The organism is Streptomyces sp. A0958, assembly GCF_004795035.1.
Classification (GTDB): domain Bacteria; phylum Actinomycetota; class Actinomycetes; order Streptomycetales; family Streptomycetaceae; genus Streptomyces.
In genome coordinates this window covers 66,863-91,922 of record NZ_SSBK01000019.1, presented here as the reverse complement: position 1 = coordinate 91,922, position 25,060 = coordinate 66,863, and the positions used below count along the sequence as shown (strand labels likewise).

The following is a 25,060-nucleotide window of genomic DNA, read 5'->3' as shown; positions in this document are numbered from 1 at the left end:
TCACTTGCTGATCCATGCCTCGCCGAAGAGGGCCATGTACTCGTCGGTCGGCACGATGCCGTGCACGTTCTCGCCCCAGGCGGTGAAGCCGGCGCTGGCCCCGAGGTTGACGAGGGGGACGTCCTCGTTGAAGAGGGTCTGGACGTCGTCGAGAATCCGCTGGGTCTCCGCGTCGCTGTCGGCGGCCTGCAACTCGACGAGCAGGGCGTCCATCTTCTTGTTGGCGTAACCGCCGGGGTTGCCGTAGCTCTCGGAGTTCAGGACGCTCTGGAGGCGGTGGTACGGGTCGCTCTCGGAGACGCTCGCCGCGCCTCGGCTGATGTCGAAGTCGTGTTCCACATAGGTCTTCGCCACCCGGTCCGCGATGGAGGGGACCATGTCGAGTTTCACCTTGAAGCCGACGCGTTCCAGCATCGCCTTGGTGACGACGGCCTTCGCGCGGGAGACGGGGTCGGTGCCGTCCATGTAGGTGAGCTTGCCGTCGTAGCCGTCCTTCTTGGCCTCGGCAAGGAGCTTTTCGGCCTGTTCGAGGTCGACGCCGAGGGGTTTGACCGAGGAGTGCAGGCGCGATTCGGGCGGGAAGACCTCCTGGCCCGGCAGGCCCTTGCCGTCGTAGGCGCGTGCGGTGTCGAGCTTCGGGTCGAGAGCCAGCGCCATCGCCTTGCGCACGCGCAGGTCGCTGCCCGGACGGCCGGTGCGGGCGTTGATGGTGATCATGTTGCCGAGGCCGGTGAGGGTCAGCTCCCCCGGGTGGCCCTCCTTCACCGCGTCGTCGACGACGTCGGGGCTGCGCATGTACGTCACGTCGGCGGTGCCGTCGTTCAGCGCCTCCAGCTTGGAGCGGTCGGCCTGCGGCCAGGTGAAGCGCAGCGCGTCGAGGTAGGGGGCGCCCTTCCAGTACTTCTTGTTCGCCTTGAGGACCATCTCCTCCTGCGGGGCGTACGAACCGAGCGTGAAGGGTCCGGCGCCGATCGGGCGGAAGGTCTTCGTGGCGTACGCGGCCGGCGCGACGATCATGCCGGGTGCCTGGGCGAGCATCGCGGGGAAGGTGGCCCACGCGCTGCGGAGGGTGAAGACGACGGTGCGGTCGTCGGTGGCCTCGGTCTTCGCGACGTTCGGCGCCAGCAGCGCGGTGTCGGCGCCCTTGTTCCTCTGGTACCAGGCGATGCTGCCGACGACGGCCTCGGCGTTGAGCGGGGTGCCGTCGGAGAAGGTGACGCCGTCGCGCAGCTTCAGGGTCCAGGTCTTCAGGTCGGCGCTGCTCTCCAGCGACTTCGCCAGCCACGGTTCGTACTTCTTCGCGGCGGTGTCATAGCGCATCAGTACGTCGTAGACGGCGGCCAGGGCGGAACCGCCGGACGCACCGGTGGCGTAGGTGACGGCGGGGCTGAGGCTGCGGGCCTCGCCGTAGTCCGCGAAGCGCAGGGTGCCGCCGCGGACCGGAGTGCCGCCCTTCGGCTGTTCACCGATGCTGCCGAAGGTGTACCGGCCGCGTTCGGTCTTCTGCTCCTTGCCGCCGGCCCCGTCGTCGGGTGAGGCGCAGGCGGAGGTGATCAGAGCCGCGGCGGCCAGGACGGCGGCGAGGCGGGCTCTGGCCCGTGGTGCTCGCTTCATTGCTTCCTCCAGTTGTCCGGAGCCCGAAGTCGGGAAGAACAGGTGCCCGGGGGGCGGGAAGAGCGGTGCCCGGGGGCGGGCGGGAAGAGCGGGTGCGGATGCGCCGGAGGGCGGGTTGCCCGGGGGCGGATCGTGGGGGGACGCTATGGCCGACGAAATCCGGCCGACGTGACGCATCCCACTCAGCGGGAACCCGGGCCGGGGGCGTGAGCACGGGGGCCGCGGGCGTGCTTCCGCTCCTCGCCGCCCCGTGGCACGGTGTCCCAGTGACCGGAATCAGGCGGGGAACGAGGGGCCCCGACTGCCGAGACTGGCGTCGTCCGCGATCCCAGTGGAGTTCACGACGCCCAGGAGTCCCCGATGTCCAGCGAAACGGATCACCGCGCCGCCGCCCTCGCCCAGGTGGCCGCGCTCACCGGCCCGGGCGGCCGGTTCGAGCTTGCCGACGACGAGGTGCTGGGCACCCGGCTGCCGGTGTTCACGCACCGCCATCGGGCCCTGCACGAGGTGCTGCACGCCTCCGTGGCCCACGCCGACCGTGAGTTCATCGTCACGGCCGACCGGCGGATCACCTTCGCCGCGCACGCGGAGCGGGTCGCTTCCCTGGCCCGGGTGCTGCGCGAGGAGTACGGCGTCGCGAGGGGCGACCGGGTGGCCATCGCCGCGGCCAACTCACCGGAGTGGATCATCACGTTCTGGGCCACCGTGTCCATCGGCGCGGTCGCCGTCGGGTTCAACGCCTGGTGGTCGGAGCGTGAGTTGGCGCACGGCCTCGACAACGCGGAGCCCTCGCTCGTGGTGGCCGATGCCCGGCGGGCGGCGAAGCTGACCGGCTGCGCGGTGCCGGTGCTCTCCATGGAGGAGGACATCGCCCGCTTCACCGGGGCCCACCCGGACGCGCCGCTGCCCTCCGCCGATGTCGCCGAGGACGATCCGGCGGTCATCCTCTACACCTCGGGCACCTCCGGCCGTCCCAAGGGGGCCGTGCACACCCATCGCAACCTGCTGGCCGTGGTCGAGTACCACCGCCTGAACGAGGCGATGGGACAGGCCCTGGGCGATCCGACGCCCCCGCAGGACCGGGTCTACCTGCTGACGTTGCCGCTGTTCCACATCGCGAGCCTGCACAACCTGGCCGTGCCGCGCCTGGCCACGGGCAGCCGCATCGCGCTGTACCAGGGGGCGTTCGACGTGGACGCCGTGCTGGGCACGGTCGAGCGGGAGCGCGTCACCAACTGGGGCGCGGTGCCCACCATGGCCCACCGGATGCTGGAACACGGCGGGGCGCACCGGTACGACACCTCCTCGCTGACGGCGTTCGCCCTGGCCTCCGCGCCTTCGTCGACCGCGTTCAAGGAGCGGCTGCGCAAGAGCCTGCCGTTCGCGAAGGACTCGCTGGTGGACAGCTACGGGCTGACCGAGACGTGCACCGCGGTCGCCGCCGCGAGCCCGCAGGAGCTGGCCGCCGCGCCCGGCACCCTTGGCCGGCCCGTCACCGGGGTCGCGCTGGAGATCCGCGACCCGCTCGGCCAGGTACTCGGCGAGGGCGAGGAGGGCGAGGTCTGGGTGCGCAGCCAGTACAACATGCTGGGTTACTGGCGGGACCCGGAGGCGACCGCGGGGGCCATCGGCCCGGACCGCTGGCTGCGCACGGGTGACCTGGGGCAGCTGCGCGAGGGCCGGCTCCATCTCGGCAGCCGCCGGTCGGACCTGATCATCCGGGGCGGCGAGAACATCTATCCCGCCGAGATCGAGACGGTGCTCGTGGAGCACCCGGACGTGCGCGAGTGCCTGGTGCTTGGGACGCCGCACCCCGACCTCGGCCAGGAGGTCGCGGCGGTGGTGGTCCTGGCGGCGGGTGCGACGGTCACCGAGGAGGCGCTGCGGGAGTACGCGGCGGGCCAGCTCTCCTACTTCAAGGTGCCCACGCAGTGGCGGCTGACCGCCGAGGAGCTGCCGCGCAACGCGACGGGCAAGGTGATCCGGCGCAAGGTGCGGGTCTGACCGTCCCCGGCACACGGGTGCCCCGGCCGCTCGGAGGGGACTCCGGCGGCCGGGGCACTCGCAGTTCCAGCACTCGCAGTTCCAGCACTCGCAGTTCCAGCACTCGCAGTTCCGGCACTCGCAGTTCCGGCACTCGTGGTTCCGGCTCGCGTGCTTCCGGCACCGTGTTCCGGCTCGCGTGGCTCTCCCGCGCGGTGGGCTCAGAACACGCCGGGTCCGCGCAGGGTCGCTTCGGCGCCCCCGTCGATGTACACCACCTGCCCGGTGATGTGGCTGTTGGCCTCGGAGGCGAGGAACAGCACCGCGCGGGCGACGTCCTCGGGCTCCAGATAGCCGCCCAGGGGCATGGGGACCGCCGCGTCCATGACCTTGCGCATCTCGGGGTCGTCGAAGAGGCCCGCGCTCATCGGGGTGAGGACGACGCCGGGCGCCACCACGTTCACCGGGATTCCGGCGTCCGCCCAGCCCTCGGCGACCGCGGTGCGCCGCGCCCACTGGGCGAGGGCCGCCTTGGACGAGGGGTACAGCTGCTGCGCGCGGCCCTCGGCCACCGCGCGGTCGGCGTGTGCCAGGGCCGTTGTCTCGTCACCGGCCAGGCAGGCGGCGACGACGTCCGGGTCGGCGGTCTGGGTACCGGAGATGGAGCCGATGGCCACGACCCTCGGCCGCTCGGCCGCGGCGAGCGCCGGACGCAGGGCCGTCAGGAACTCCGTGGTGCCGAAGTAGTTGACGGTCACCATGCCGCGCCCCGGTACGGCGGTGCCGGCGCAGGTGACGACCGCGTCGACCACGGAGCCTGCGGCTTCGGCGGCCGCCGCGGCGGCAGCGGTGCGCCCCTGCGGCGTGGACAGGTCGGCGTCCACGTCGCCGCCCCGCAGGTCCACCCCGATCACGCGGTCCCCCTGGGCGCGGAGCAGTGCGGTGAGGGCGGCACCGATCCCGGAACCCGATCCGGTGACGACGACGTTGCGTGGCATGAGTACTCCTCGGCTCGGTGGATGACGCCTGCACCGTAAGAGTTCCGGGCCCGGGCGGTGGCGCGTCGTCCCGCTGACCGGACGGGCCCGGTGCGGGGCTTCCCGCCCACCGGGACCGGGCCGTCGCGGGCGCGGCGGGGCGGCTTGGATGGCGTCTCGCTGCCCGTACCGTCCTGCCCGAGAGAGGTTTCCCCATGCGGCTCGGCATCAACAGTCCCGTCGTCACGGCCGTCCCCGGCGTCCACTCCCCCTGGGAGCGCACCGCCGGCATCGAGGAGCTGGGGGCGGTCGCCGAGGCCGCCGACCGGCTCGGTTTCGACCACCTCACCTGCTCCGAGCACGTCGCGGTGCCCGTGGGCGTCGCGGAGCAGCGCGGCGGCACCTACTGGGACCCGCTGTCCACCTTCGGTCATCTGGCCGCCCGGACCAGCCGGATCAGGTTCGCCACCCAGGTCCTGGTGCTCGGCTACCACCATCCGCTGGAGATCGCGAAGCGCTACGGCACCCTGGACCGCGTCTCGGGCGGGCGGCTCGTCCTGGGTCTCGGAGTGGGCAGTCTGGAGGAGGAGTTCCGGCTGCTCGGCGCGGCCTTCGAGGGCCGGGGCGCGGTCGCGGACGACGCGCTCGCCGCGCTGCGTGCCTCGCTGTCCCGGCGAGAACCCGCCTACCACGGCGAGCACTTCGACTACGAGGGCCTGGTGGTGGAGCCGCACGCGGTGCAGGACCGGGTGCCGCTGTGGATCGGGGGCCGCACTCCGCGTTCGCTGCGCCGGGCGCTCGCGCACGGCGACGGCTGGGTGCCTTTCGGCCTGCCGCTGGACCGGCTGGGCGAGATGGTGGGCGCGGCCACGCTGCCCGAGGGCTTCGAGGTGGTGCTGAGCGCGGGCCACCCACTGGACCCGTCCGGCGACGAGCGGGGCGCGGCGGAGGCGTTGCGGAGGGTGTCCGATGCCGGTGCCACGCTGGTCAGCGTGTCGTTGAGCGCCCGGTCGGCGGCCCATTACGTCGAACAGCTGGAGGCGCTCGCCGCCGTCGCGGGCCTCACGGCGGCAGCGGGGGCGCGGGCGTGAGCGAGGACCGGATCGCCGCCCTGGAGGCGCGGTTGGGGCTGCTTGAGGACGAGCGGGCCGTCGCCCGCGCGATGGCCTCGTACGGGCCGCTGGTGGACAGCGGCGAGGCGGACGGGGTGGCCGCGCTCTGGGCACCCGACGGGGTGTACGACATCGACGAGATCTACCTCGCGGGCCGGGAGCGGATCGGCGAGATGGTACGGTCCCCCGCGCACCGGGGCTGGATACGGCAGGGGTGCGCGCATGTCGTGGGCCCGCCGCACATCACGGTCGAGGGCGACGAGGCGGTGGCGGTGTGCCATTCGCTGATGGTGGTGCACGAGGCGGGCCGGTACGTCGTGCGCCGGGCGACCGCCAACCACTGGCGGCTGAGCCGGGTGCCGGGCGGCGGGGGCTGGCAGGTGGTCACCCGCACCAACCGCATCCTGGACGGCCGGCCCGAGTCCCCCGCGCTGCTGGCCCGGGGCGTGCGCGGGGAGCCGGCGGGCGGCTGACCCGTGTGCGGCGGGGTCCGGGTGACGGCGTGTAACCCCGGCCCCGCCGCGTGCGCGTGCGCGTGCGCCGTCAGCGCGCCCCGTACACCGGCTGCGGCCGCTCGGCCTCGGCGAGCAGCTTCAGCGCCGCGTCCCCGGCCTCGGCGGGGCTCCACCGGGCGCCCCTGTCCGCGGTGGGGCCCGGCCGCCAGCCCTCCATCACCGTGATCCGCCCGCCCTCGGCCTCGAAGACCCGGCCGCTGACCCCCTCGCACGCCGGCGAGCCGAGCCAGACGACGAGCGGCGAGACGTTCTCCGGGGCCATCGCGTCGAACTCCCCCTCGGCGGGGGCTGCCATGGTGTCCGCGAAGGTGTCCTCGGTCATCCGGGTGCGGGCGGCGGGGGCGATGGCGTTGACCTGGACCCCGTACCGGCCCATCTCGGCGGCGGCCACCAGGGTCAGGCCGACGATCCCGGCCTTGGCGGCCGCGTAGTTGCCCTGGCCGACACTGCCCAGCAGCCCCGCCCCGGAACTGGTGTTGATCACGCGCGCGCACGGGGTGCGCCCGGCCTTCGCCTCGGCGCGCCAGTGCGCCGCCGCGTGCTTGAGCGGCAGGAAGTGGCCCTTGAGGTGGACGCGCATGACCGCGTCCCAGTCGTCCTCGTCCAGGTTGGCCAGCATCCGGTCGCGGAGGAATCCGGCGTTGTTGACGAGCGTGTCGAGCCGGCCGAAGGTGTCGAGCGCGGTGGCGACGAGGGAGGCCGCGCCCTCGGCGGTCGCGATGTCGCCGTTGTGCGCGACGGCCTCGCCGCCGGCCGCGCGGATCTGTGCCACGACCTCCTGGGCGGGGCCGGTGGCCGTACCCGAGCCGTCGATACCCACGCCCAGGTCGTTGACGACGACCTTCGCCCCCTCGGCGGCGAGGGCCAGGGCGTGGGCGCGGCCGAGGCCACGGCCGGCGCCGGTGACGGCGGCGACGCGTCCGGTGCACAGAGCGGTCGATGAGGTCATGACGGGGGTCCTTTCCATCGGCGGGTCAGCGTGGGGCGGGGGCCGTCACCACTCAGCGGTGTCCGTCACCACTGAGTGGTATGACGCCCTCCCGCCGCGTCCGCATCACTGCTACGTTGAACCAAACAAACGTTAGGTGGAAAGGTAGCTGATCTGCTCATGGGTGTCTCCACCTCCGTCCCGGAAGAGGGCATCGCCCTCGTCACCGTGGACTTCCCCCCGGTCAACGCCCTGCCCGTGCGGGGCTGGTACGACCTCGCCGCCGCGGTCCGGGCCGCCGGGGCCGACCCGGACGTCCGGTGCGTGGTCCTCACCGCCGAAGGCCGCGGCTTCAACGCGGGCGTGGACATCAAGGAGATGCAGCGCGCGACCGGGCCCGATGCGCTGATCGGCGCCAACCGGGGCTGCTACGAGGCGTTCGCGGCGGTCTACGACTGCGAGGTCCCGGTGGTCGCCGCCGTACACGGCTTCTGCCTGGGCGGCGGCATCGGCCTGGTGGGCAACGCGGACGCGATCGTGGCCAGTGAGGACGCGACCTTCGGCCTGCCCGAGCTGGACCGGGGCGCGCTCGGCGCGGCCACGCATCTGGCCCGGCTGGTCCCGCAGCACCTGATGCGGACGCTGTACTACACCTCCCGCACGGTGACGGCCCACGAGCTGCACCGGCACGGATCGGTGTGGAGCGTCGTCCCGCGCGACCGGCTGGCCGCGGCCGCCCTCGCCCTGGCCGGGGAGATCGCCGCCAAGGACGGATATCTGATCCGGCTGGCCAAGGCCGCCATCAACGGCATCGACCCCGTCGACGTACGCCGCAGCTACCGCTTCGAGCAGGGCTTCACCTTCGAGGCCAATCTCAGCGGAGTGGCCGACCGGGTGCGCGACACCTTCGGCACGGACAAGGAGCAGCAGGCGTGACACAGGACAAGACGATGACGGCCGACGACGTCGTCGGCCGGCTGGAGAGCGGCATGACGGTCGGCATCGGCGGCTGGGGCTCACGCCGCAAACCGATGGCCCTGGTCAGGGCGCTGCTGAGGTCGGACGTCACCGATCTGACCGTGGTCTCGTACGGCGGGCCGGACGTCGGCCTGCTCGCGGCGGCCGGGAAGATCCGCAAGCTGGTCGCGGCGTTCGGCACGCTCGACTCGGTCCCGCTGGAGCCGCACTTCACGGCGGCCCGGCAGCGCGGCGCGTTCGAGATGGTCGAGCTGGACGAGGCGATGATGATGTGGGGCCTGACGGCGGGCGCCCAGCGGCTGCCGTTCATGCCGGTGCGCGCCGGTCTCGGCTCGGACCTGATGGAGGTCAACCCGGCCCTGCGCACGGTCACCTCGCCGTACGAGGACGGGGAGAAGCTGGTCGCGGCGCCGGCGCTGCGGCTCGACGCGGCCCTGGTCCACCTCAACCGCTGCGACGCGCAGGGCAACGGCCAGTACCTGGGCCCCGACCCGTACTTCGACGACCTGTTCTGCGAGGCCGCGGACCGGGCGTACGTCTCCTGCGAGCGGATCGTGGAGACGGCGGACCTGCTCAAGGAGCACGGGCCGCAGACGCTGCTGGTGAAGCGGCTGTTCGTGGACGGGGTCGTCGAGACGCCGAACGGCGCGCACTTCACCTCCTGCGTGCCCGACCACGACCGCGACGAGTCCTTCCAGCGCGCCTACGTGCGGGCGGCACGGGACCCCGAGGCCTGGCCCGCGTTCGTCGCACGGTTCCTGTCCGGGGACGAAGCCGCCTACCAGGCCGCCGTCACCGCGTTCCACCAGGAGGAGGAAGCATGAGCCGCACCGAGACCGCCGCGCCGGCCAGCCGCGCCGAGTACTGCGTGGTGGCGTGCGCCGAGGCGTGGCGGGACGCCGGCGAGGTCCTCGCCAGCCCGATGGGCACCGTCCCCGCGATCGGCGCCCGCCTGGCGAAGCTGACCTTCTCGCCGACCCTGCTGCTGACCGACGGGGAGGCCCTGCTGATGGGCGACACGCCGGCGGTCGGCGCGCGGCCGGGGTACGTCGAGGGCTGGCTGCCGTTCCGCCAGCACCTGACGCTCACCGCCACCGGCCGCCGGCACGTGATGATGGGCGCCAGCCAGCTCGACCGGCACGGCAACCAGAACATCTCCTGCATCGGCGACTGGGCCCGGCCCACGCGCCAGCTGCTCGGGGTGCGCGGGGCGCCGGTGAACACCCTGAACAACCCTACGAGTTACTGGGTGCCCAAGCACTCGGCGCGGGTCTTCGTGGAGCACGTGGACATGGTGAGCGGCGTCGGCTACGACCGGGCGGCGGCGGCCGGTCCGTCCGCGACCCGCTACCACCGCATCCCGGGCGTCATCACCAACCTGGGCGTCTTCGACTTCGAGACCCCCGACCGCACCATGCGCATCCGCTCCCTGCACCCCGGGGTCGCCGTCGAACAGGTCGCCGAGGCCACCGGCTTCGCCCTGTCCGTCCCCGACGACGTGCCGCTCACCCGGGAGCCCACCGAGGCCGAACTGCGCCTCATCCGCGAGGTCATCGACCCGAAGGGGCTGCGCGAGCGGGAGGTCCCGGCATGACCGGGCCCGCGCCGATGCCGACCGCGCTCACCGAGCTGACCGGGGTGCGGTACCCGATCGTGCAGACGGGCATGGGCTGGGTGGCCGGCCCCCGGCTCGTCTCCGCGTCCGCCGAGGCGGGGGCGCTCGGCGTCCTGGCCTCCGCGACGATGACCGTCGAGCAGTTGCGGGCGGCGATCCGCGAGGTCAAGTCCCGCACAAACGCCCCGTTCGGCGTCAATCTGCGGGCGGACGCGGGCGACGCGGGCGAGCGGGTGCGGATCATGATCGAGGAGGGGGTGCGGGTGGCGTCCTTCGCGCTCGCCCCCTCCAAGGAGCTGATCGCCCGCCTCAAGGACGCCGGTGTCGTCGTCATCCCCTCCGTCGGCGCCCGCCGGCACGCGGAGAAGGTCGCGGCGTGGGGTGCGGACGCGGTGATGGTCCAGGGCGGCGAGGGCGGCGGCCACACGGGCGAGGTGGCCACCACGGTGCTGCTCCCCCAGGTCGTGGACGCCGTGGGCATCCCGGTGATCGCGGCGGGCGGCTTCCACGACGGCCGCGGCCTGGTCGCGGCCCTCGCCTACGGGGCGGCCGGGATCGGGATGGGCACGCGCTTCCTGCTCACCTCCGACAGCACCGTCCCGGACCCGGTGAAGGCGAAGTACCTGGCCGCCACCGTCAAGGACGTCACGGTCACCACCCAGGTGGACGGCCTGCCGCACCGCATGCTGCGGACCGCCATGGTCGACTCGCTGGAGCGCTCCGGCCGCGCCGCCTCACTGCTGCGGGCGCTGCGGCACGCCTCGGCGTTCCGCCGCGAGTCCGGTGCGAGCTGGCCGCAGCTCGTGCGCGACGGGCTCGCGATGAAGCACGGCAAGGACCTGTCCTGGAGTCAGGTGCTGCTGGCCGCCAACACCCCGATGCTGCTCAAGGCCTCACTGGTCGAGGGCCGCACGGACATCGGCGTGATGGCCTCGGGCCAGGTGGCCGGCCTGATCGAGGACCTGCCGTCCTGCGCGGAACTGGTCGAGCGGATCATGGATGAGGCGCGGGCGACACTGAAGTCGCTGCCGGGGGCCGCCTGACCCCGGGCGCCGGGGGCGCGCTGCTCGCGCGGCGTGCCCCCGGTCCGGTCCGCCCCGCCCCTCAGAGGCGTTCGATGATCGTCACGTTGGCCTGGCCGCCGCCCTCGCACATGGTCTGGAGGCCGTAGCGGCCGCCGGTGCGCTCCAACTCGTGCAGGAGGGTCGTCATCAGCTTGGTGCCGGTGGCGCCGAGCGGGTGGCCGAGGGCGATGGCGCCGCCGTTGACGTTGACCTTGTCCGGGTCGGCGCCGGTCTCCTTCAGCCAGGCCAGGACGACCGGGGCGAACGCCTCGTTGATCTCCACCAGGTCCATGTCGCCGATGGACATGCCGGCCTTCTTCAGCGCGTACGCGGTCGCCGGGATGGGTGCGGAGAGCATCCGGATCGGGTCCTCACCGCGCACCGAGAGGTGGTGAATGCGGGCCCGGGGCGTCAGGCCGTGCTCGGCGACGGCCCGCTCGGAGGCGATGAGCAGCGCGGACGCCCCGTCGGAGACCTGCGAGGAGACGCCCGCGGTCAGCCGGCCGCCCTCCACGACCGGCTTGAGGCCCGCCATTTTCTCCAGCGAGGTGTCCCGGCGCGGCCCCTCGTCGACGGTCACGTCCCCGTACGCGACGGTCTCGCGGGCGAAGCGGCCCTCGTCGATGGCGTGCAGGGCGCGCTGGTGCGAGCGGAGCGCGAAGTGCTCCATGTCCTCGCGGGAGATGCCCCACTTCTCGGCGATGAGTTCGGCGCCGTGGAACTGGTTGACGGGCGCGTCGCCGTAGCGGGCCCGCCACCCCTGGGAGCCGAGGTAGGGGCCGTCGGTGAGGCCGAGGGGTTCGGCGGCCTGGCGGCTGGCGAAGGCGATCGGGATCATCGACATGTTCTGGGTGCCGCCGGCGACGACCAGGTCCTGGGTGCCGGACATGACGCCCTGGGCGGCGAAGTGGACGGCCTGCTGGGAGGAGCCGCACTGCCGGTCGACGGTGGTGCCGGGCACCTCCTCGGGCAGGCCGGCGGCGAGCCAGGCGGTGCGGGCGATGTCCCCGGCCTGGGGGCCGACGGTGTCCAGGCAGCCGAAGACGACGTCGTCCACGGCGGCCGGGTCGATGCCGCCGCGCTCTACCAGCGCCTTGATGACATGGGCCCCGAGGTCGGCGGGGTGGACGGCGGACAGACCGCCCTTGCGCCGGCCGACCGGGGTGCGGACCGCTTCGATGATGTAGGCCTCGGCCATGACTGCTCCTTGGAGTGAGGGTGGTGAGGGGGTGTCAAGCGCGCGCGGTGATGCCGGCGAGGACCATGGACAGGTACTGGCGGGCGATCGCCTCCGCGCTGTGGGTGCCGCCGGGCCGGTACCAGGAGGCGGCCACCCAGACGGTGTCGCGGACGAAGCGGTAGACGAGCCGGACGTCGAGGTCGGCCCGGAATGCCTCTTCCGCGACGCCGCGTTCCAGCGTGCGCAGCCAGGCGTTCTCGAACTTCGGCTGTGACCCGGCGAGATGGGCGAAGCGCGGCTGGGCGGCGAGGTGCTTGGACTCCTTCTGGTAGATGGCGACCGCGGGGCCGTGCCGGTCGATCTGCCGGAAGGACTGGGTGACGAGCGCCCCAAGGGTCTCCCGGGGGCCGAGTCCGGCGGCGAGCACGGTGTCGTAGCACGCCCACAGCTCGTCCAGGAAGGCGGTGAGGATCTCGTCGAGCATCGCCTCCTTGGAGTCGAAGTGGTAGTAGAGGCTGCCCGCGAGCATTCCGGCGGCGTCCGCGATGCGGCGGACGGTGGTGGCGTTGTACCCCTGCTCGGCGAAGACCCGGGCAGCGGTGGCGAGGAGTTCGGCGCGTCGTTCGGCGTTGGGGTGCGGGGTGATCGCGGTCACGCCCTCTGGCTGCTCACCGAGACGGTCTCGCCCGTCATGTACGAGGAGTAGCCGCTGGCCAGGAAGACGATGACGTTGGCGATCTCCCAGGGTTCGGCATACCGGCCGAAGGCCTCGCGCACGGTGAGTTCGGCGAGGAGTCCGGGCGTGGTGACCTTCACCAGGTGCGGGTGCATGGCCAGGCTCGGGGCGACGGCGTTGACGCGTACGCCGAAGTCGGCGGCCTCCAGGGCGGCGCACCGGGTGAGGGCCATGACGCCGGCCTTCGCGGCGGCGTAGTGGGCCTGGCCGCGCTGGGCGCGCCAGCCGATGACGGAGGCGTTGTTGACGACGATGCCGCCGGTGGCGCTGTCCTTGAAGTGGCGCAGGGCGGTGCGGGTGCAGCGGAAGGTGCCGTTCAGGGTGACGTCCAGGACCTTGGCCCACTGCTCGTCGGTCATGTCCACGAGGTCGGCGGTGCCGCCGAGGCCGGCGTTGTTGACGACGGCGTCGAGCCGGCCGTGGCGTTCGGCGGCGAGCGCGAACAGGGCGTCGACCTGTTCCTGGTCGGTGACGTCGCAGGGCAGTGCGGCGACCCGGTCCGCGCCGAACTCCTCCGCGAGCGCCGCGGCGCTCTCCCGGAGGCGGCGTTCGTGGGCGTCGCCGATGACGATCCGGGCACCTTCCTCCAGGAATTTGCGGGCGGTCGCGCCGCCGATTCCGGCACCGGCGGCGGCGGTGATCACCGCGGTGCGCCCGTCCAGGAGGTGGTGGCCCGGTACATAGGCCGGCTGGGTCGTCATGGGCGCAGCTCCTTGGGGAGGCCGAGGACGCGCTCGGCGATGATGTTGCGCTGGATCTCGTTGGACCCGGCGTAGATGGTGTCGGCGCGGGAGAAGAGGAACAGCCGCTGCCAGTGGTCGAGTTCGTAGGGCTCTGCGGGCGCGGTCATCCCGCCGGCGCCCAGGACGCTCATGGCCAGTTCGCCGAGTTCGCGGTGCCAGGTGGCCCAGTAGATCTTCCCGATGGACGCCTCGGGGCCGGGGGCGCCGGCCGCGACGCCGTCGAGCATGCGCAGGGCGTTGCAGCGGATGGTCTCCAGGCCGGTCCAGGCGCGGGCGAGGCGGTCGCGGATCAGTGGGTCGGAGGCGGCGCCGTTGCGGCGGGCCAGGGCGATGAGGGTTTCCAGTTCGCGGCGGAAGCCGACCTGCTGGCCGAGGGTGGAGACGCCGCGTTCGAAGCCGAGGGTGGCCATGGCCACGCGCCAGCCGTCGCCGGGGGCGCCGACGATGTGCTCGGCTCGGGTGCGGGCGCCGTCGAAGAAGACCTCGTTGAACTCGCTGGTGCCGGTCAGCTGGGTGATGGGCCGGATTTCGACGCCGGGCTGGTCGAGCGGGACCAGGAGGTAGGACAGGCCCCGGTGGCGCGTGGAGCCCGGTTCGGTGCGGGCGACCACGAAGCACCACTGCGCCTCGTGGGCCAGTGACGTCCAGGTCTTCTGCCCGGTGACGACCCAGTCCGCGCCGTCCCGCTCGGCCCTGGTGCGTACGTTCGCCAGGTCGGAGCCGGCGTCGGGCTCGCTGTAGCCCTGGCACCACAGCTCTTCGGCGGCGACGATCGGCGGCAGGAACCTGGCCCGCTGCTCGGGTGTGCCGAAGGCCACCAGCGTCGGCCCGAGCAGCTGCTCGCCGATGTGGTTGACCCGCGCGGGCGCGTCGGCCAGGGCGTACTCCTCGTGGAAGGCGACCTGCTGCTCGATGGTCGCGCCCCGGCCGCCGTGCTCCTTCGGCCAGCCCACACAGGTCCAGCCCTCGGCGGCCATGTGCCGTTCCCAGGCCAGCCGTTCGGCGAAGGCCTCGTGTTCGCGACCGGGGCCGCCGCGGCCCCGCAGGCCCGCGAAGGACCCGGTGAGCCGGGCGGCCAGCCAGCCGCGGATCTCGGTGCGGAACTCCTCGACGCTGCTCATGGGGGTACGTTAATCTACCAAACACTTGTTAGGGAAGGAGGGGCCACGATGTCCGCTGCCCATGACGAACCGGTGCGCTACGAGAAGCGGGGCCCGGTCGCGACGGTGACCATGAACCGTTCGGACTACCGCAACGCGCAGAACTCCGCGATGACCTACGCCCTGGACCGGGCGTTCTACCACGCGGCCGAGGACAACGAGGTGAAGACCGTCGTCCTGGCCGGGGCGGGCGAGCACTTCTCCGCCGGCCACGACATCGGCACCCCGGAGCGGGACGCGCACCTGCCGTTCGAGCGGCGGGCGGGGCTGTGGTGGGACCACTCGGACAAGGAGGGCGCGGAGAGCCGTTTCGCCCGTGAGTCCGAGGTCTACCTCGGCATGTGCCGGCGCTGGCGCGAGCTGCCGAAGCCGGTCGTCGCGTCCGTGCAGGGCGCGTGCGTGGCGGGCGGTCTGATGCTGGCCTGGGTGTGCGACCTGATCGTGGCGTCCGAGGACGCGTTCTTCGCCGATCCCGTGGTCCGCATGGGCATCCCCGGCGTCGAGTACTTCGCCCACCCCTGGGTGATGCCGCCCCGGATCGCCAAGGAGTTCCTGTTCACCGGCGACCGGATGAGCGCCCGGCGCGCGTACGAGGTGGGCATGGTCAACCGGGTCGTCCCGCGCGAGGAACTGGCCGACCGCAGCCACGAACTGGCGCTGCGCATCGCGGAGATGCCGCGCATGGGCCTGGCCCTGACCAAGCGCGCGGTCAACCAGGCCGAGGACCTGCAGGGCCTGCACACCGGCATGGACTCGGTGTTCGGCCTGCACCACCTGGCGCACGCCCACAACGCCGAGACCGCGCCGGACGCGCTCGGCGGCATGGACATCCGGGCGATGAAGAAGGCGGGCGGCTGATGGACCTCGACTTCGACGCGGCGGACGAGGCGTTCCGTACGCGGGTACGCGACTGGCTCGCCGCACACGTCCCCGTCACCGCCCTGCCCTCCCTGGAGACCGCCGAGGGTTTCGCCGCGCACCGGGAGTGGGAAGCCGTCCTGGCCGCCGACCGCTGGTCGGTGGTCTCCTGGCCCGAGGAGTTCGGCGGGCGCGGCGCGTCCCTGCTGCGCTGGCTGATCTTCGAGGAGGAGTACTACGCCGCCGGGGCGCCGGGCCGGGTCAGCCAGAACGGCATCAACCTGCTGGCCCCGACGCTCTTCGAGCACGGCACCGCCGAGCAGCGGGCCCGCGTCCTGCCCGCGATGGCGCGGGGCGAGGTCATCTGGGCGCAGGCCTGGTCGGAGCCGGAGTCCGGTTCCGACCTCGCCTCGCTGCGGTCGACGGCGGTACGGACCGAGGGCGGCTGGCTGCTCAGCGGGCAGAAGACCTGGTCGTCGCGGGCCGCGTTCGCCGACCGGGCCTTCGGCCTCTTCCGCAGCGACCCGGACGCGGACAGGCCGCACCGGGGGCTGACGTATCTGATGTTCCCGCTGGACGCCGAGGGCGTCACCGTGCGGCCCATCGGGAGGCTCGACGGGAAGCCCGCCTTCGCCGAACTCTTCCTGGACGAGGTGTTCGTCCCCGACGAGGACGTCATCGGCGAACCCGGGCAGGGCTGGCGGGTCGCGATGAGCACCACCGGCAACGAGCGCGGCCTCACCCTGCGCAGCCCCGGCCGCTTCACCGCCGCAGCGGACCGGCTCACCGCCCTGTGGCGCGAACACGGCGACCCGGCGGACACGGCGCTGCGCGACCGGGTCGCGGACGCGGTGATCGGCGCCCGCGCCTACCTGCTGTTCTCCTACGCGGGTGCCTCCCGCGTCCTGCACGGCGAGGGCGGTCCCGCCGGGGCCGCCTCCAGCCTCAACAAGATCTACTGGTCCGAACTGGACATCGCCCTGCACGAGACGGCCCTCGACCTGCTCGGCCCGTGCGGCGAACTGGCCGACCACGCCTCCGAGGCGCCGGACGGCGGCGGCTGGTCCGAGGGGTACACCTTCGCACTGGCCGGCCCGATCTACGCGGGCACCAACGAGATCCAGCGCGACATCATCGCCGAGCGGCTGCTCGGCCTTCCGAAGGGACGCCGCTGATGCGTTTCCTCCTCGACAGGGAGCAGCGGGAGTTCGCCCGCTCCCTCGACGGCCTGCTCACCTCCTCGGACGTCCCGGCCGCGGTGCGGTCCTGGGCGGCCGGCGACCACGGCCCGGGGCGGGCCGTCTGGGCGCGCCTGGCCGAGGCCGGGCTCTTCGCCCTCGCGGTGCCCCAGGAGCACGACGGCTTCGGCCCGCTGCCCGTCGAACTGGCCGTCGCCTTCGAGGTGCTGGGCCGGCACGCCGTCCCCGGACCGCTGGTCGAGACGGTGGCGGCGACGGCCCTGCTGGACCGGCTCGGTGACAAGCGCCTCGCCGCCGAGCACCTGCCCGCCATCGCCTCGGGCGCGTCCGTGGTCTCGCTGTGCGTGACGGCGCTCGGCCCGTACGCGCTGGACGCGGACGCGGCCGGCACGGTGTTCGTCGTGGACGACGACGCGCTGCGGGTGGCCGACGGTCCGGGGCCCGTGCAGCCCTCCGTCGACCCCGGGCGGCGGCTCGCGCGGCCGTCGGGCGGGGCGGTCGTGGCCCGGGGCCCGGAGGTGAGGGCCGCCGCCGCGTACGCGGCCGAGGTCGCCGCGCTCGCCACGGCGGCCCAGGCCCTCGGCGTCGGCCGGACGCTGCTGGCCCGCACCGTCGCATACGTCACCGGGCGCACCCAGTTCGGGGTGGCGATCGGGTCCTTCCAGAGCGTCAAGCACCGCCTGGCGGACACCTTGCTGGCCCTGGAGTTCGCCGAGCCGCTGGTGCACGGCGCCGCGCTCGCCCTGGCCGCCGGCGGCGAGGGGGCGGGCCGGGAGATCGCCGCCGCCAAGGTCACCGCGGGCGAGGCCGCGTACGGGGCCGCGCGCACCGCCCTCCAACTGCACGGAGCGGTGGGCTACACGGATGAGCTCGACCTGTCCCTGTGGATACGCAAGGCCCGGCCGCTGCGCGACGCCTGGGGTACCCCGGCCGCCTGCCGGGCCCGCGTACTGGCCGCCTGACCGCACACCGAGGGGAGAGCAGTCCGATGAGGCTGACGCAGGAGCAGGAAGAGCTGAGGTCGGCCGTACGGTCGCTACTGACGCGACATCAAGGGGCGCCGGCATGGGCGCCGTTGAGCGAGCAGATCGGCGTCGCCGGGCTCGCCGTGCCCGAGGCGTACGGCGGGGCCGGCGGCGGGGCGCGGGACGTCCACGTGCTGATGGAGGAGCTGGGCCGGGTCCTGAGCCCGCTGCCCTGTCTGGGCTCCGCCGTGCTCACGGTGGGGGCCCTGCTTGCCTCCGGCGACGAGGAGGCGTGCGGCCGGCTGCTGCCGGGGCTCGCCGGGGGCACGTCGGTGGGCGCCCTGGCCTGGGCGGAGCAGGGGTCGTGGGACGGGGCGGCGCTACGCGCCCGTGCCGTGGCGCGCCCCGGTGGCGGCTGGCTGGTGACCGGGGTGAAGGAGTACGTCCTCGACTGGCCGGACATCGACGTGCTGGTCGTCGCCGCCCGTACCGACGCCGGGGTTTCGCTCTTCGAGGTGGCCCCGGGCGCCTCCGGGGTCCGCCGGGAACCCCTCGTGACCATGGACGCCACCCGGGCCCTGGCGCGCTGGGTGTTCGACGGGGCCGAGGGGCGCCTCCTGGGCCGGGACGACGACGGCGGGCACCACCTGGAGCACGTACGGGACCTGGCCTGTGCGGCCCTCGCGGCGGAGCAGGTGGGGGCGGCCGAACGCTGCCTGGAGCTCACCGTGGGATACGCCGGGGACCGGGTGCAGTTCGGCCGGCCCATCGGTTCGTTCCAGGCGGTCAAGCACCGGCTGGCGGACGCCTACGTGCTGGTGGAGTCGGCGCGTTCGGCGGCGCTTGGTGCCGCGTTCGCCGCCGACGAGGACCCGGGCGCGCTGCCCCGGGCGGCCGCCGTCGCCCAGTCCGTCTGCTCCGAGGCGTTCTCGGCGGTGGCCGGCGAGATGATCCAGCTGCACGGCGGGATCGGCATCACCTGGGAGCACGACGCGCACCGCTACTTCAAGCGGGCGCACGGGGCGGGCGAGCTGTTCGGGGCGCCCGCGCACCACCGGGAACGGCTCGCCGCCGGGCTCGGCCTGGCCGCCCGATGAACGGATCTCCGCAGACCGAGACAGGAGAGCGCGACACCATGGACATGGGCAACCCCCTGGACTTCACCGGGCACGTGGTGCTGGTCACCGGCGGCACCAAGGGCATCGGCGCCGCCGTCGCCGAGGCGTTCCTGACCGCCGGGGCCGACGTGGTGGTCTGCGGCCGGAGCGCCCCGAGGGCCCTCCCGTCGGCCGGGGGCCGCGAGGCGGTCTTCGTACCGGCCGACGTGCGCGACCCGGAGGCGGCGTCCGCGCTGGTGGACGCCGCGGTGGAGCGGTTCGGCCGGCTCGACGTCCTCGTCAACAACGCGGGCGGCTCCCCCGACGCTGACGCGGCCACCGTCTCGCCGCGTTTCGTGGAGAAGATCGTCGCGCTCAACCTCCTCGCCCCCTTCTACGTGGCGCAGCCGGCCCACCGCGTCATGCGGGCCCAGGAGGGTGGGGGCACGGTCATCAACATCGGCAGCGTCTCCGCCCATGACCCGCAGCCCGGCACCGCCGCGTACACCGCCGCCAAGGCCGGGCTGCTGGCCCTCACCAAGGCGCTCGCCCTGGAGTGGTCGCCCGCGGTCCGCGTCAACCACATCACCACGGGCCTGATCCGCACCGAGAGCGCCGCCTCGGTCTACGGCGCGGACGGCGGGGCCGCGGTGGCGGCGGTCATCCCGATGGAACGGATGGCGGTCCCCCAGGACGTGGCGCGCGCCTGCCTGTTCCTCGCGAGCGGGCTCTCCGGATACATCAGCGGCGCGGACCTGGCGGTGCACGGCGGCGGCGAGTTCCCGGCGCGCTACCTCGCCGCGCGAACGGCCCGCTGACCCCGTACGCACAGCGGTCCCGGACCCTCGCGGGGGTCCGGGACCGCTGTGTTGTGCGACCGGGGTCAGACGAGGTTGTCCTCGACGGTCAGGCCGAAGGCGCCCCGGCCGTACATGGCCAGCGCGCGTTCCACGTCGTTGGCGACATGGACGCTGCCCGCGTGGGCGTCGCGCCAGGCGCGTTCGACGGTGTTGCCGCGCCGCAGCGCGTTGCCGCCGGCGGTCTTGAAGAGCAGGTCGATCGCGGCGACGGCACGCTCGGTGCCCCGGACCTGGTCGCGGCGGGTGCGCAGGCGCAGCTCCATGGGTATCTCCCGGCCCGCCGCGGCGAGTTCGGACAGTTCGCGCAGGTTGCGGTCCATCTGGAGCACGGTCGCGTCGATGTCGGAGGCCGCGCGGGCGATGGCGACCTGGGCGAAGGGGTCCTCGGTGAACCTGCCGCCGCCCAGGCTGAGCCGTACCCGCTCCTTCATCCGCTGCACGTACGAGGCGTAGCCGCCGGACACCGCGCCGATCACCGGTGCGGTGATGGCGCTGGTGAAGATCGCGCCGAACGGCAGCCGGTACAGCGGGCCGGGGTTGACCTGCTGCCCCGGCACCTTCAGCCGGGCCTGCTCGTAGTTGCGCAGCACCCGGTGGGCCGGTACGAACGCCGACTCGACGATGATGTCGTTGCTGGCGGTGCCCCGCAGCCCGACCACGTCCCACATGTCCTCGATCCGGTAGTCGCGGCGGGGCACCAGGACGGTGAGGAAGTCCACGGGGCGGCCCTGCGCCCCGACGACGAGGGCGCCGAGCAGCGCCCAGGAGGCGTGCTCGCAGCCGGAGGAGAAGCTCCACCGCCCGGCCAGTTCGTAGCCGCCGTCGACGGGGGTGAGCCGGCCCACCGGTGCGTACGAGGAGGAGACCCGGGTGTCCCGGTCCTCCCCCCACACGTCCTCCTGCGCCTGCTTGGGGAACAGGCCCAGCTGCCAGGGGTGCACCCCGAGGACGGAGGCCACCCAGCCGGTGGAGCAGCAGACGGCGGAGATCGCCCGCACCACCTGGTAGAAGTCGGCCGGGTCGCCCTCCAGGCCGCCGTAGCGGGCCGGCTGGAGCATCCGGAACACGCCGGCCCCGGTCAGCTCGCGGATCGTGGCATCCGGTATCCGCCGTTCCTCGTCCGTGGTGACGGCCCGCTTCTCGATGGCCGGCAGCAGGGCGCGTACCGACTCCAGAACCTCGTTGCCCATCGTCGCTCTCCCTCGCTCCTCGCACCGTGAGGGGTGCGGTCAGATCGTGCGCAAGGCGGCCTTGTCCACCTTGCCCGTGGCGTTGCGCGGCAGGCTCCCGAGGACCACGACCTCGCGCGGGACCTTGAAGTTGGCGATCCGCTCGCGGCAGTGGGCGATCAGGTCGTCCGGGGCGGCCCCGGCGCCGGGCCGGACCGTCACGAACGCGCGGCCGACCTCGCCGAGGCGGGCGTCGGGCACCCCGACCACTGCGGCCTCGGCGACGGCGTCGTGCCCGGCGAGCACCTGCTCGACCTCCGCCGGATAGACGTTGAAGCCGCCGACGACGAAGAGGTCCTTGGAGCGTCCGGTGATCGCCAGGTTGCCGCGTGCGTCGAGGTGGCCGATGTCGCCGGTGTCGAGCCATCCGCCGGCGTCGACGGCCGCCGCGGTCGCCGCCGGGTCGTCCAGGTAGCCGAGCATGACGTGGAAGCCGCGCACCAGGATGCGGCCGTCCCGGCCGGCGGGCAGTGGGAGGCCGTCGCCGTCGCGGATCTGCACCTCGGTGCCGTCGATGGGGCGGCCCGCGGTGAGCGCGACGGTCTCGGCGTCGTCGTCGGCCGAGCAGACGGTGACCGTGCCGCAGCTCTCGGTCAGCCCGTAGGCGGTGAGTACGTCGGGGAAGAGTTCGGCGCGCATCCGCCGGACGAGGGTGACCGGCACGACGGCGGCACCGGTCACCGCGAGCCGCAGCGACGACAGGTCGAACCGGTGCCGGGCGGGCGCGTCGAGCAGTTCGGTGTAGATGGTGGGCGGGCCCGGGAGCACGGTGATCCGCTCGGCCTCGACGGCGCGCAGGACCCGCTCCACGTCGAACACCGGCTGGAGGACCATGGTGGCGCCGCGTACGAGGCAGGCGAGCACACCGGCTTTGTAGCCGAAGCAGTGGAACAGCGGGTTGACGACCAGACAGCGGTCGTCACCGGTGACCCCGGTGCGGCTGCTCCAGGCCCGGTACGTGGCGAGGTTCTGCCGGTGCGTGGTCAGGGCGCCCTTGGGGCGGCCGGTCGTGCCCGAGGTGAAGAGCAGGTCGGACGGGTCGTCGGGGTGTACGGCGGCGGCCCGGGCGGTGACCTCGGCGTCGGACAGCCGCGCGCCCTCGCGCAGGAAGCTGTCCCACGGCAGGGTGCCGGGACGCCTCGGTACGTCGCCGTCCTCGTCCGATGCGTCGAAGACCACGGCCCTTTCCAGGGCGGGCAGTCGGGGCACCGGACGGTCCTCCCGGCCGGCTTCCGGGCCCGCCCCGAGCATGGCGAGGTAGTCCTTGCCCAGGAAGCCGTTCTCGACGAACAGCAGCCGCACCCCGCCGCGTTCCAGGAGCCAGCGCGCCTCGTCGCCCCGGTAGCGGGTGTTGACGGGGACCAGCACCGCCCCGGCCGAGGTGGCGGCGAGCGCGGCGACCACCCAGTGGTGGCTGTTGGGTGCCCAGACGGCGATCCGGTCGCCGGGCCGGACACCGAGGGCGATCAGCGACTTCACGGCCGCGTGCACCCGGTCGCGCAGCTGTGCCCAGGTGAGCCGGGTGTCGCCGTCCACGACCGCGTCCCGGCCGGGGTGGCGGCCGGCGGCGAGGGCGAGGGCGCCGGGAATCGTGAGGGGGTGCTCGGTCTCGCTCATCTGCTCTCCGGGAGGGGGCGGTTCGCGCCGTGGACGGGGGTGCGGCGGGCAGGGCAGGGCGTCGGTGTCGGTGTCAGGAGGACGGCGGCAGGAGCCGCCGGGACGCCTCGTGGGCCCCGAGCACCAGCTCGGCGCGCGGGAATCCGCTGCGCTTCTCGGCCGCCGGGGCGTTGCCGCCCGCGACCAGGACGGGGCCGTCGGCGAGGTGTTCCAGCCCCTCCCGGGCGACGTCGTCCGGCTCGGCGACCCGTAGGCCCGGCAGGTCCATGCGCAGCCCGGCGCGCTCCATGGCGGGGGTGCGGGTCACGCCGAGCACCAGCTCCAGGACGTGCACGCCGTACGGCCGAAGCTCCAGCCACAGGCCCTCCGCGAAGACCCGGCCGAAGGCCTTGGCCGCCGAGTAGACGCTGATCTGCGCCTGGCCGAGGTAGCCGGAGAGCGAGCCGACGAGCAGGATGCCGCCCCGGCCCCGTTCCTTCATCAGGGCGCCGAAGTGGTGGGTCAGGGCGAGCTGCGCGGTGATGTTGAGGTCCAGGACGCCCTGCACCCGGTCCAGGTCGCCGGTGACGAACTCGTGGCCGTAGCTGTTGGCCCCGGCGTTGAAGACCAGCAGGCCGACCTCCAGCCCGTCCGTGGCCGCCCGGACCTTGTCCGCAGCCCCGGGGTCGAGCAGGTCGAGGGCGAGGGTGCGGACCTCGACGCCCCGGGCGCGGACCCGGGCGGCGGTCTCCTCCAGGGGGCCGGGCTTGCGGGCGATCAGGATCAGGTTGATCCCGGCGTCCGCGAGCTGGTGGGCGAAGGAGGCGCCCACGCCCTCGGACCCTCCGGCGACGACCGCCCACGGTCCGTAAAGGCTCTTGTCGATCATCGAGTACCTCTCTCCTGCCGGCCGGGCCCGGTGCCGCGACCGTAGAGCGGGTCCGCGGGGCGGCGCCCCGGGCATCCCACTGGCCGGGATGTCCGGGGCGCGGCCCTCGGGTCAGGGGGTTTCGGCGGGCCGGCCGGCCATGTGCCGGACGGCGAGGGATGCGAAGACCATGGCGGTGCCGATGGGGACGCCGGGGCCCGGGTAGACGCGGCCGGTGAACGAGGCGCTGGTGTTCCCGGCGGCGTACAGGCCGGGCAACGGGCGGCCCGCCGCGTCCAGGACGCACGCGTCCGCGTCCGTGCGCAGACCGCCCTTGGTGCCGAGGTCGGCGAGGACCAGCCGCGCCGCGTAGTACGGCGGGCGGTCGAGCGGGACCAGGCAGGGGTTGGGCCCGGGTGCGTCGGCCCGGTTCGCGAAGAACAGGTCGTACGGGTCCTCGCCGCGGTGGTGGTCCTCGTCGGTGCCGGAGGCGGCGAACCCGTTGAAGCGGCCGACGGTCTCCGCGAGGGCGGCGGCCGGCACCCCGATGAGCCCGGCGACCTCGGGCAGCGACCCCGCCCGCACCCAGGTGCCGGCCGCCAGGTGCTCCGCCGGTGCGGTGGGCGGGACGGCGATGGCGGGCAGGGCGCCGCCCTCCCGGGAGTCGAAGATCAGGTGGATGGACGCGTCCGCTCCCTGGGCGGCGGCGATGGCCCGGCCCATGCGGTCGTACGGCAGGGACTCGTTGGCGAACCGCCGCCCCGACCCGTCCACCATCAGGCCACCGCGCAGGCCCAGGGTGAAGGCGGCCGAGCCGTCGGGCAGCTCGGTCCCCGGACACCACCAGGCCTCGTCCAGGAGCGCGGTGGCGGCGCCCGCCTCGACGGCGGCGCGCAGCAGCTCCCCGGTGTTGGTCCCCCGGGGCGCCATGCTCCACGAGGCGCGGCCGGGCACCCCGTGCTCCGTGCGCAGGGTGTCCTCGCCCTCGAAGCCGCCGGCGGCCAGCAGGACCCCGCGCCTGGCCCGCATCCGGACGGTGCCGTGCGGGGTGCGGGCCTCGACACCGGTGATCCGGCCGTCCTCGGTGGTCAGCCCGGTGACGTGGTGGCCGGTGCGGATCTCGGCGTTGCCGGTGCGGCTGAGGGCCAGCAGGAGGCGGCCGATCAGGGCGCGGCCCTGGCTCAGCGGGGCGTCGGGGTGTCCCTGACCGGCCCGGTCCCGGTCGACTGCCGGGCGTACCAGGCGGGCGAGGTCGCCCAGCTCGGCAGGGTCCAGGTCGAGCGGGACGAAGGAGCGGCCGGCGTCCATGCGGCCGGGGGCGGCGACGTAGTCCGGGAAGGCCTGCCAGCGGAACGCGAGGGCCGGGTCCTCCTCCAGCTGGGCGACCAGGCGGGGTGCGTGGCTCAGGAAGGCGTCCCTGCGTACCGCCTCAAGGTCACCGAGCAGGGCCCGCAGGTAGTCGCGGGCGTCTTCCGCCGAGTCACCGAGGCCTGCGCGTTCCTGTACCTGGGTGCCGGGCAGCCAGCAGGCCGCCCCCGAGTAGGCGGACGTGCCGCCGAGCAGCGCGGTGCGCTCCAGTACGACGGTGTCGAGGCCGTCCCCGGCGGCCGTCAGGGCCCCCGTCATCGCTCCCGCGCCGGACCCGACGACGATCACGTCGTGGGTGGCGTCCCAGTCCTGGCCGTCCCGCATGAGGTGTGCCCCTTCTGCCGCTCGGTGGTCGTGCGGGCCTCAGCAGACCCTTTCCGGGGCGGTTGCGGCGGGGCCGGTCCCGCTGACCGGT

The 25,060-nt window shown here is 73.8% G+C and carries 23 protein-coding genes; 12 read left to right on the top strand and 11 right to left on the bottom strand.

The genetic code is table 11. The features are described from left to right. Positions 1–1,614 carry an ABC transporter substrate-binding protein gene (locus E6P78_RS19805; protein WP_168712653.1) on the bottom strand — a complete coding sequence of 538 codons (1,614 nt, stop codon included), beginning with the start codon at positions 1,612–1,614 and terminating at the stop codon, positions 1–3. A 360-nt stretch (positions 1,615–1,974) separates the two neighbouring features. Between E6P78_RS19805 and E6P78_RS19800 the strand changes: the two genes are divergently transcribed. Beyond that, entirely contained in the window at positions 1,975–3,618 is a 1,644-nt protein-coding gene (locus E6P78_RS19800) for a class I adenylate-forming enzyme family protein (protein ID WP_136204949.1), read from the top strand. A 200-nt stretch (positions 3,619–3,818) separates the two neighbouring features. Here E6P78_RS19800 and E6P78_RS19790 read toward each other — a convergent pair whose 3' ends face one another. Beyond that, entirely contained in the window at positions 3,819–4,595 is a 777-nt protein-coding gene (locus E6P78_RS19790) for an SDR family oxidoreductase (RefSeq protein ID WP_136204948.1), read from the bottom strand. Between the two features lie 194 nt (positions 4,596–4,789). Here E6P78_RS19790 and E6P78_RS19785 point away from each other — a divergent pair, with 194 nt between their 5' ends. Together E6P78_RS19785 and E6P78_RS19780 are read left to right on the top strand one after the other, a co-directional pair. Next, entirely contained in the window at positions 4,790–5,665 is an 876-nt protein-coding gene (locus E6P78_RS19785) for an LLM class F420-dependent oxidoreductase (RefSeq protein ID WP_136204947.1), read from the top strand. Further along, a complete protein-coding gene (locus E6P78_RS19780; RefSeq protein ID WP_136204946.1) occupies positions 5,662–6,159 on the top strand; it encodes a nuclear transport factor 2 family protein in 498 nt (165 codons plus the stop codon). Before E6P78_RS19785 ends, E6P78_RS19780 begins: the two co-directional genes overlap by 4 nt. Before the next feature lie 70 nt (positions 6,160–6,229). Here E6P78_RS19780 and E6P78_RS19775 read toward each other — a convergent pair whose 3' ends face one another. Beyond that, positions 6,230–7,150: an SDR family oxidoreductase gene (locus tag E6P78_RS19775; RefSeq protein WP_136204945.1), complete on the bottom strand. Its 921-nt coding sequence runs from the start codon at positions 7,148–7,150 to the stop codon at positions 6,230–6,232. Positions 7,151–7,309: 159 nt separating this feature from the next. Between E6P78_RS19775 and E6P78_RS19770 the strand changes: the two genes are divergently transcribed. Genes E6P78_RS19770 through E6P78_RS19755 form a run of 4 tightly spaced genes read left to right on the top strand, consistent with a single transcriptional unit; the run spans position 7,310 to position 10,765 of the window. Continuing rightward, on the top strand, positions 7,310–8,065 hold the full coding sequence (locus E6P78_RS19770) for an enoyl-CoA hydratase family protein (protein WP_136204944.1): 756 nt from the start codon (positions 7,310–7,312) through the stop codon (positions 8,063–8,065). A 14-nt stretch (positions 8,066–8,079) separates the two neighbouring features. Continuing rightward, positions 8,080–8,931, top strand: a complete 852-nt coding sequence (locus E6P78_RS19765; protein ID WP_136204985.1) for a CoA-transferase — start codon at positions 8,080–8,082, stop codon at positions 8,929–8,931. After that, on the top strand, positions 8,928–9,701 hold the full coding sequence (locus E6P78_RS19760) for a CoA-transferase (protein WP_136204943.1): 774 nt from the start codon (positions 8,928–8,930) through the stop codon (positions 9,699–9,701). Before E6P78_RS19765 ends, E6P78_RS19760 begins: the two co-directional genes overlap by 4 nt. Positions 9,702–9,715: 14 nt before the next feature. Then, on the top strand, positions 9,716–10,765 hold the full coding sequence (locus E6P78_RS19755; RefSeq protein ID WP_136204984.1) for a nitronate monooxygenase: 1,050 nt from the start codon (positions 9,716–9,718) through the stop codon (positions 10,763–10,765). A 61-nt stretch (positions 10,766–10,826) separates the two neighbouring features. Here the strand turns inward: E6P78_RS19755 and E6P78_RS19750 are convergent, their stop codons facing one another. From E6P78_RS19750 to E6P78_RS19735, 4 genes are read right to left on the bottom strand one after another with little or no spacing between them, the layout of a single operon-like run. After that, entirely contained in the window at positions 10,827–11,984 is a 1,158-nt protein-coding gene (locus E6P78_RS19750; protein ID WP_136204942.1) for an acetyl-CoA C-acetyltransferase, read from the bottom strand. Positions 11,985–12,018: 34 nt separating this feature from the next. Then, entirely contained in the window at positions 12,019–12,612 is a 594-nt protein-coding gene (locus E6P78_RS19745) for a TetR/AcrR family transcriptional regulator (RefSeq protein ID WP_136204983.1), read from the bottom strand. 5 nt (positions 12,613–12,617) lie between these two features. Further along, the gene (locus tag E6P78_RS19740; protein WP_136204941.1) at positions 12,618–13,403 is read right to left on the bottom strand and encodes an SDR family oxidoreductase; all 786 of its coding nucleotides are present in this window, start codon (positions 13,401–13,403) and stop codon (positions 12,618–12,620) included. Then, on the bottom strand, positions 13,400–14,566 hold the full coding sequence (locus tag E6P78_RS19735; RefSeq protein ID WP_136204940.1) for an acyl-CoA dehydrogenase family protein: 1,167 nt from the start codon (positions 14,564–14,566) through the stop codon (positions 13,400–13,402). The genes E6P78_RS19740 and E6P78_RS19735 overlap by 4 nt, the downstream gene beginning before the upstream one ends. A 48-nt stretch (positions 14,567–14,614) precedes the next feature. Here E6P78_RS19735 and E6P78_RS19730 point away from each other — a divergent pair, with 48 nt between their 5' ends. From E6P78_RS19730 to E6P78_RS19710, 5 genes are read left to right on the top strand one after another with little or no spacing between them, the layout of a single operon-like run. Further along, entirely contained in the window at positions 14,615–15,463 is an 849-nt protein-coding gene (locus E6P78_RS19730; protein WP_136204939.1) for an enoyl-CoA hydratase, read from the top strand. Further along, the gene (locus tag E6P78_RS19725; protein WP_136204938.1) at positions 15,463–16,638 is read left to right on the top strand and encodes an acyl-CoA dehydrogenase family protein; all 1,176 of its coding nucleotides are present in this window, start codon (positions 15,463–15,465) and stop codon (positions 16,636–16,638) included. Before E6P78_RS19730 ends, E6P78_RS19725 begins: the two co-directional genes overlap by 1 nt. After that, positions 16,638–17,624 (top strand): acyl-CoA dehydrogenase family protein, encoded by a 987-nt coding sequence (locus E6P78_RS19720; protein WP_136204937.1) that lies wholly within the window; start codon positions 16,638–16,640, stop codon positions 17,622–17,624. Before E6P78_RS19725 ends, E6P78_RS19720 begins: the two co-directional genes overlap by 1 nt. A gap of 26 nt (positions 17,625–17,650) precedes the next feature. Beyond that, positions 17,651–18,724, top strand: coding sequence for an acyl-CoA dehydrogenase family protein (locus E6P78_RS19715; protein WP_136204936.1), 1,074 nt, complete (start codon positions 17,651–17,653; stop codon positions 18,722–18,724). Between the two features lie 38 nt (positions 18,725–18,762). Continuing rightward, positions 18,763–19,542, top strand: a complete 780-nt coding sequence (locus E6P78_RS19710; RefSeq protein WP_136204935.1) for an SDR family oxidoreductase — start codon at positions 18,763–18,765, stop codon at positions 19,540–19,542. 65 nt (positions 19,543–19,607) lie between these two features. On the opposite strand, the gene hsaA is transcribed toward E6P78_RS19710, so the two are convergent. The 4 genes from hsaA to E6P78_RS19690 all read right to left on the bottom strand — a co-directional run bounded on the left by hsaA (position 19,608) and on the right by E6P78_RS19690 (position 24,969). Next, positions 19,608–20,774 carry a 3-hydroxy-9,10-secoandrosta-1,3,5(10)-triene-9,17-dione monooxygenase oxygenase subunit gene (hsaA, locus tag E6P78_RS19705; protein WP_136204934.1) on the bottom strand — a complete coding sequence of 389 codons (1,167 nt, stop codon included), beginning with the start codon at positions 20,772–20,774 and terminating at the stop codon, positions 19,608–19,610. Between the two features lie 39 nt (positions 20,775–20,813). Beyond that, a complete protein-coding gene (locus E6P78_RS19700) occupies positions 20,814–22,430 on the bottom strand; it encodes a FadD3 family acyl-CoA ligase (RefSeq protein ID WP_136204933.1) in 1,617 nt (538 codons plus the stop codon). 73 nt (positions 22,431–22,503) lie between these two features. After that, positions 22,504–23,298 (bottom strand): SDR family NAD(P)-dependent oxidoreductase, encoded by a 795-nt coding sequence (locus E6P78_RS19695; RefSeq protein ID WP_136204932.1) that lies wholly within the window; start codon positions 23,296–23,298, stop codon positions 22,504–22,506. A 111-nt stretch (positions 23,299–23,409) separates the two neighbouring features. After that, positions 23,410–24,969, bottom strand: coding sequence for an FAD-dependent oxidoreductase (locus tag E6P78_RS19690; RefSeq protein ID WP_136204931.1), 1,560 nt, complete (start codon positions 24,967–24,969; stop codon positions 23,410–23,412). Between the last annotated feature and the right edge of the window lie 91 nt (positions 24,970–25,060).

What these genes read in the sequence shown, in the direction of transcription:
- E6P78_RS19805 (WP_168712653.1), bottom strand. Translation starts at nt 1,614, where the DNA reads ATGAAGCGAGCACCACGGGCCAGAGCCCGCCTCGCCGCCGTCCTGGCC.
- E6P78_RS19800 (WP_136204949.1), top strand. Translation starts at nt 1,975, where the DNA reads ATGTCCAGCGAAACGGATCACCGCGCCGCCGCCCTCGCCCAGGTGGCC.
- E6P78_RS19790 (WP_136204948.1), bottom strand. Translation starts at nt 4,595, where the DNA reads ATGCCACGCAACGTCGTCGTCACCGGATCGGGTTCCGGGATCGGTGCC.
- E6P78_RS19785 (WP_136204947.1), top strand. Translation starts at nt 4,790, where the DNA reads ATGCGGCTCGGCATCAACAGTCCCGTCGTCACGGCCGTCCCCGGCGTC.
- E6P78_RS19775 (WP_136204945.1), bottom strand. Translation starts at nt 7,150, where the DNA reads ATGACCTCATCGACCGCTCTGTGCACCGGACGCGTCGCCGCCGTCACC.
- E6P78_RS19770 (WP_136204944.1), top strand. Translation starts at nt 7,310, where the DNA reads ATGGGTGTCTCCACCTCCGTCCCGGAAGAGGGCATCGCCCTCGTCACC.
- E6P78_RS19765 (WP_136204985.1), top strand. Translation starts at nt 8,080, where the DNA reads ATGACGGCCGACGACGTCGTCGGCCGGCTGGAGAGCGGCATGACGGTC.
- E6P78_RS19760 (WP_136204943.1), top strand. Translation starts at nt 8,928, where the DNA reads ATGAGCCGCACCGAGACCGCCGCGCCGGCCAGCCGCGCCGAGTACTGC.
- E6P78_RS19755 (WP_136204984.1), top strand. Translation starts at nt 9,716, where the DNA reads ATGCCGACCGCGCTCACCGAGCTGACCGGGGTGCGGTACCCGATCGTG.
- E6P78_RS19750 (WP_136204942.1), bottom strand. Translation starts at nt 11,984, where the DNA reads ATGGCCGAGGCCTACATCATCGAAGCGGTCCGCACCCCGGTCGGCCGG.
- E6P78_RS19740 (WP_136204941.1), bottom strand. Translation starts at nt 13,403, where the DNA reads ATGACGACCCAGCCGGCCTATGTACCGGGCCACCACCTCCTGGACGGG.
- E6P78_RS19735 (WP_136204940.1), bottom strand. Translation starts at nt 14,566, where the DNA reads ATGAGCAGCGTCGAGGAGTTCCGCACCGAGATCCGCGGCTGGCTGGCC.
- E6P78_RS19730 (WP_136204939.1), top strand. Translation starts at nt 14,615, where the DNA reads ATGTCCGCTGCCCATGACGAACCGGTGCGCTACGAGAAGCGGGGCCCG.
- E6P78_RS19725 (WP_136204938.1), top strand. Translation starts at nt 15,463, where the DNA reads ATGGACCTCGACTTCGACGCGGCGGACGAGGCGTTCCGTACGCGGGTA.
- E6P78_RS19720 (WP_136204937.1), top strand. Translation starts at nt 16,638, where the DNA reads ATGCGTTTCCTCCTCGACAGGGAGCAGCGGGAGTTCGCCCGCTCCCTC.
- E6P78_RS19715 (WP_136204936.1), top strand. Translation starts at nt 17,651, where the DNA reads ATGAGGCTGACGCAGGAGCAGGAAGAGCTGAGGTCGGCCGTACGGTCG.
- E6P78_RS19710 (WP_136204935.1), top strand. Translation starts at nt 18,763, where the DNA reads ATGGACATGGGCAACCCCCTGGACTTCACCGGGCACGTGGTGCTGGTC.
- hsaA (WP_136204934.1), bottom strand. Translation starts at nt 20,774, where the DNA reads ATGGGCAACGAGGTTCTGGAGTCGGTACGCGCCCTGCTGCCGGCCATC.
- E6P78_RS19700 (WP_136204933.1), bottom strand. Translation starts at nt 22,430, where the DNA reads ATGAGCGAGACCGAGCACCCCCTCACGATTCCCGGCGCCCTCGCCCTC.
- E6P78_RS19695 (WP_136204932.1), bottom strand. Translation starts at nt 23,298, where the DNA reads ATGATCGACAAGAGCCTTTACGGACCGTGGGCGGTCGTCGCCGGAGGG.
- E6P78_RS19690 (WP_136204931.1), bottom strand. Translation starts at nt 24,969, where the DNA reads ATGCGGGACGGCCAGGACTGGGACGCCACCCACGACGTGATCGTCGTC.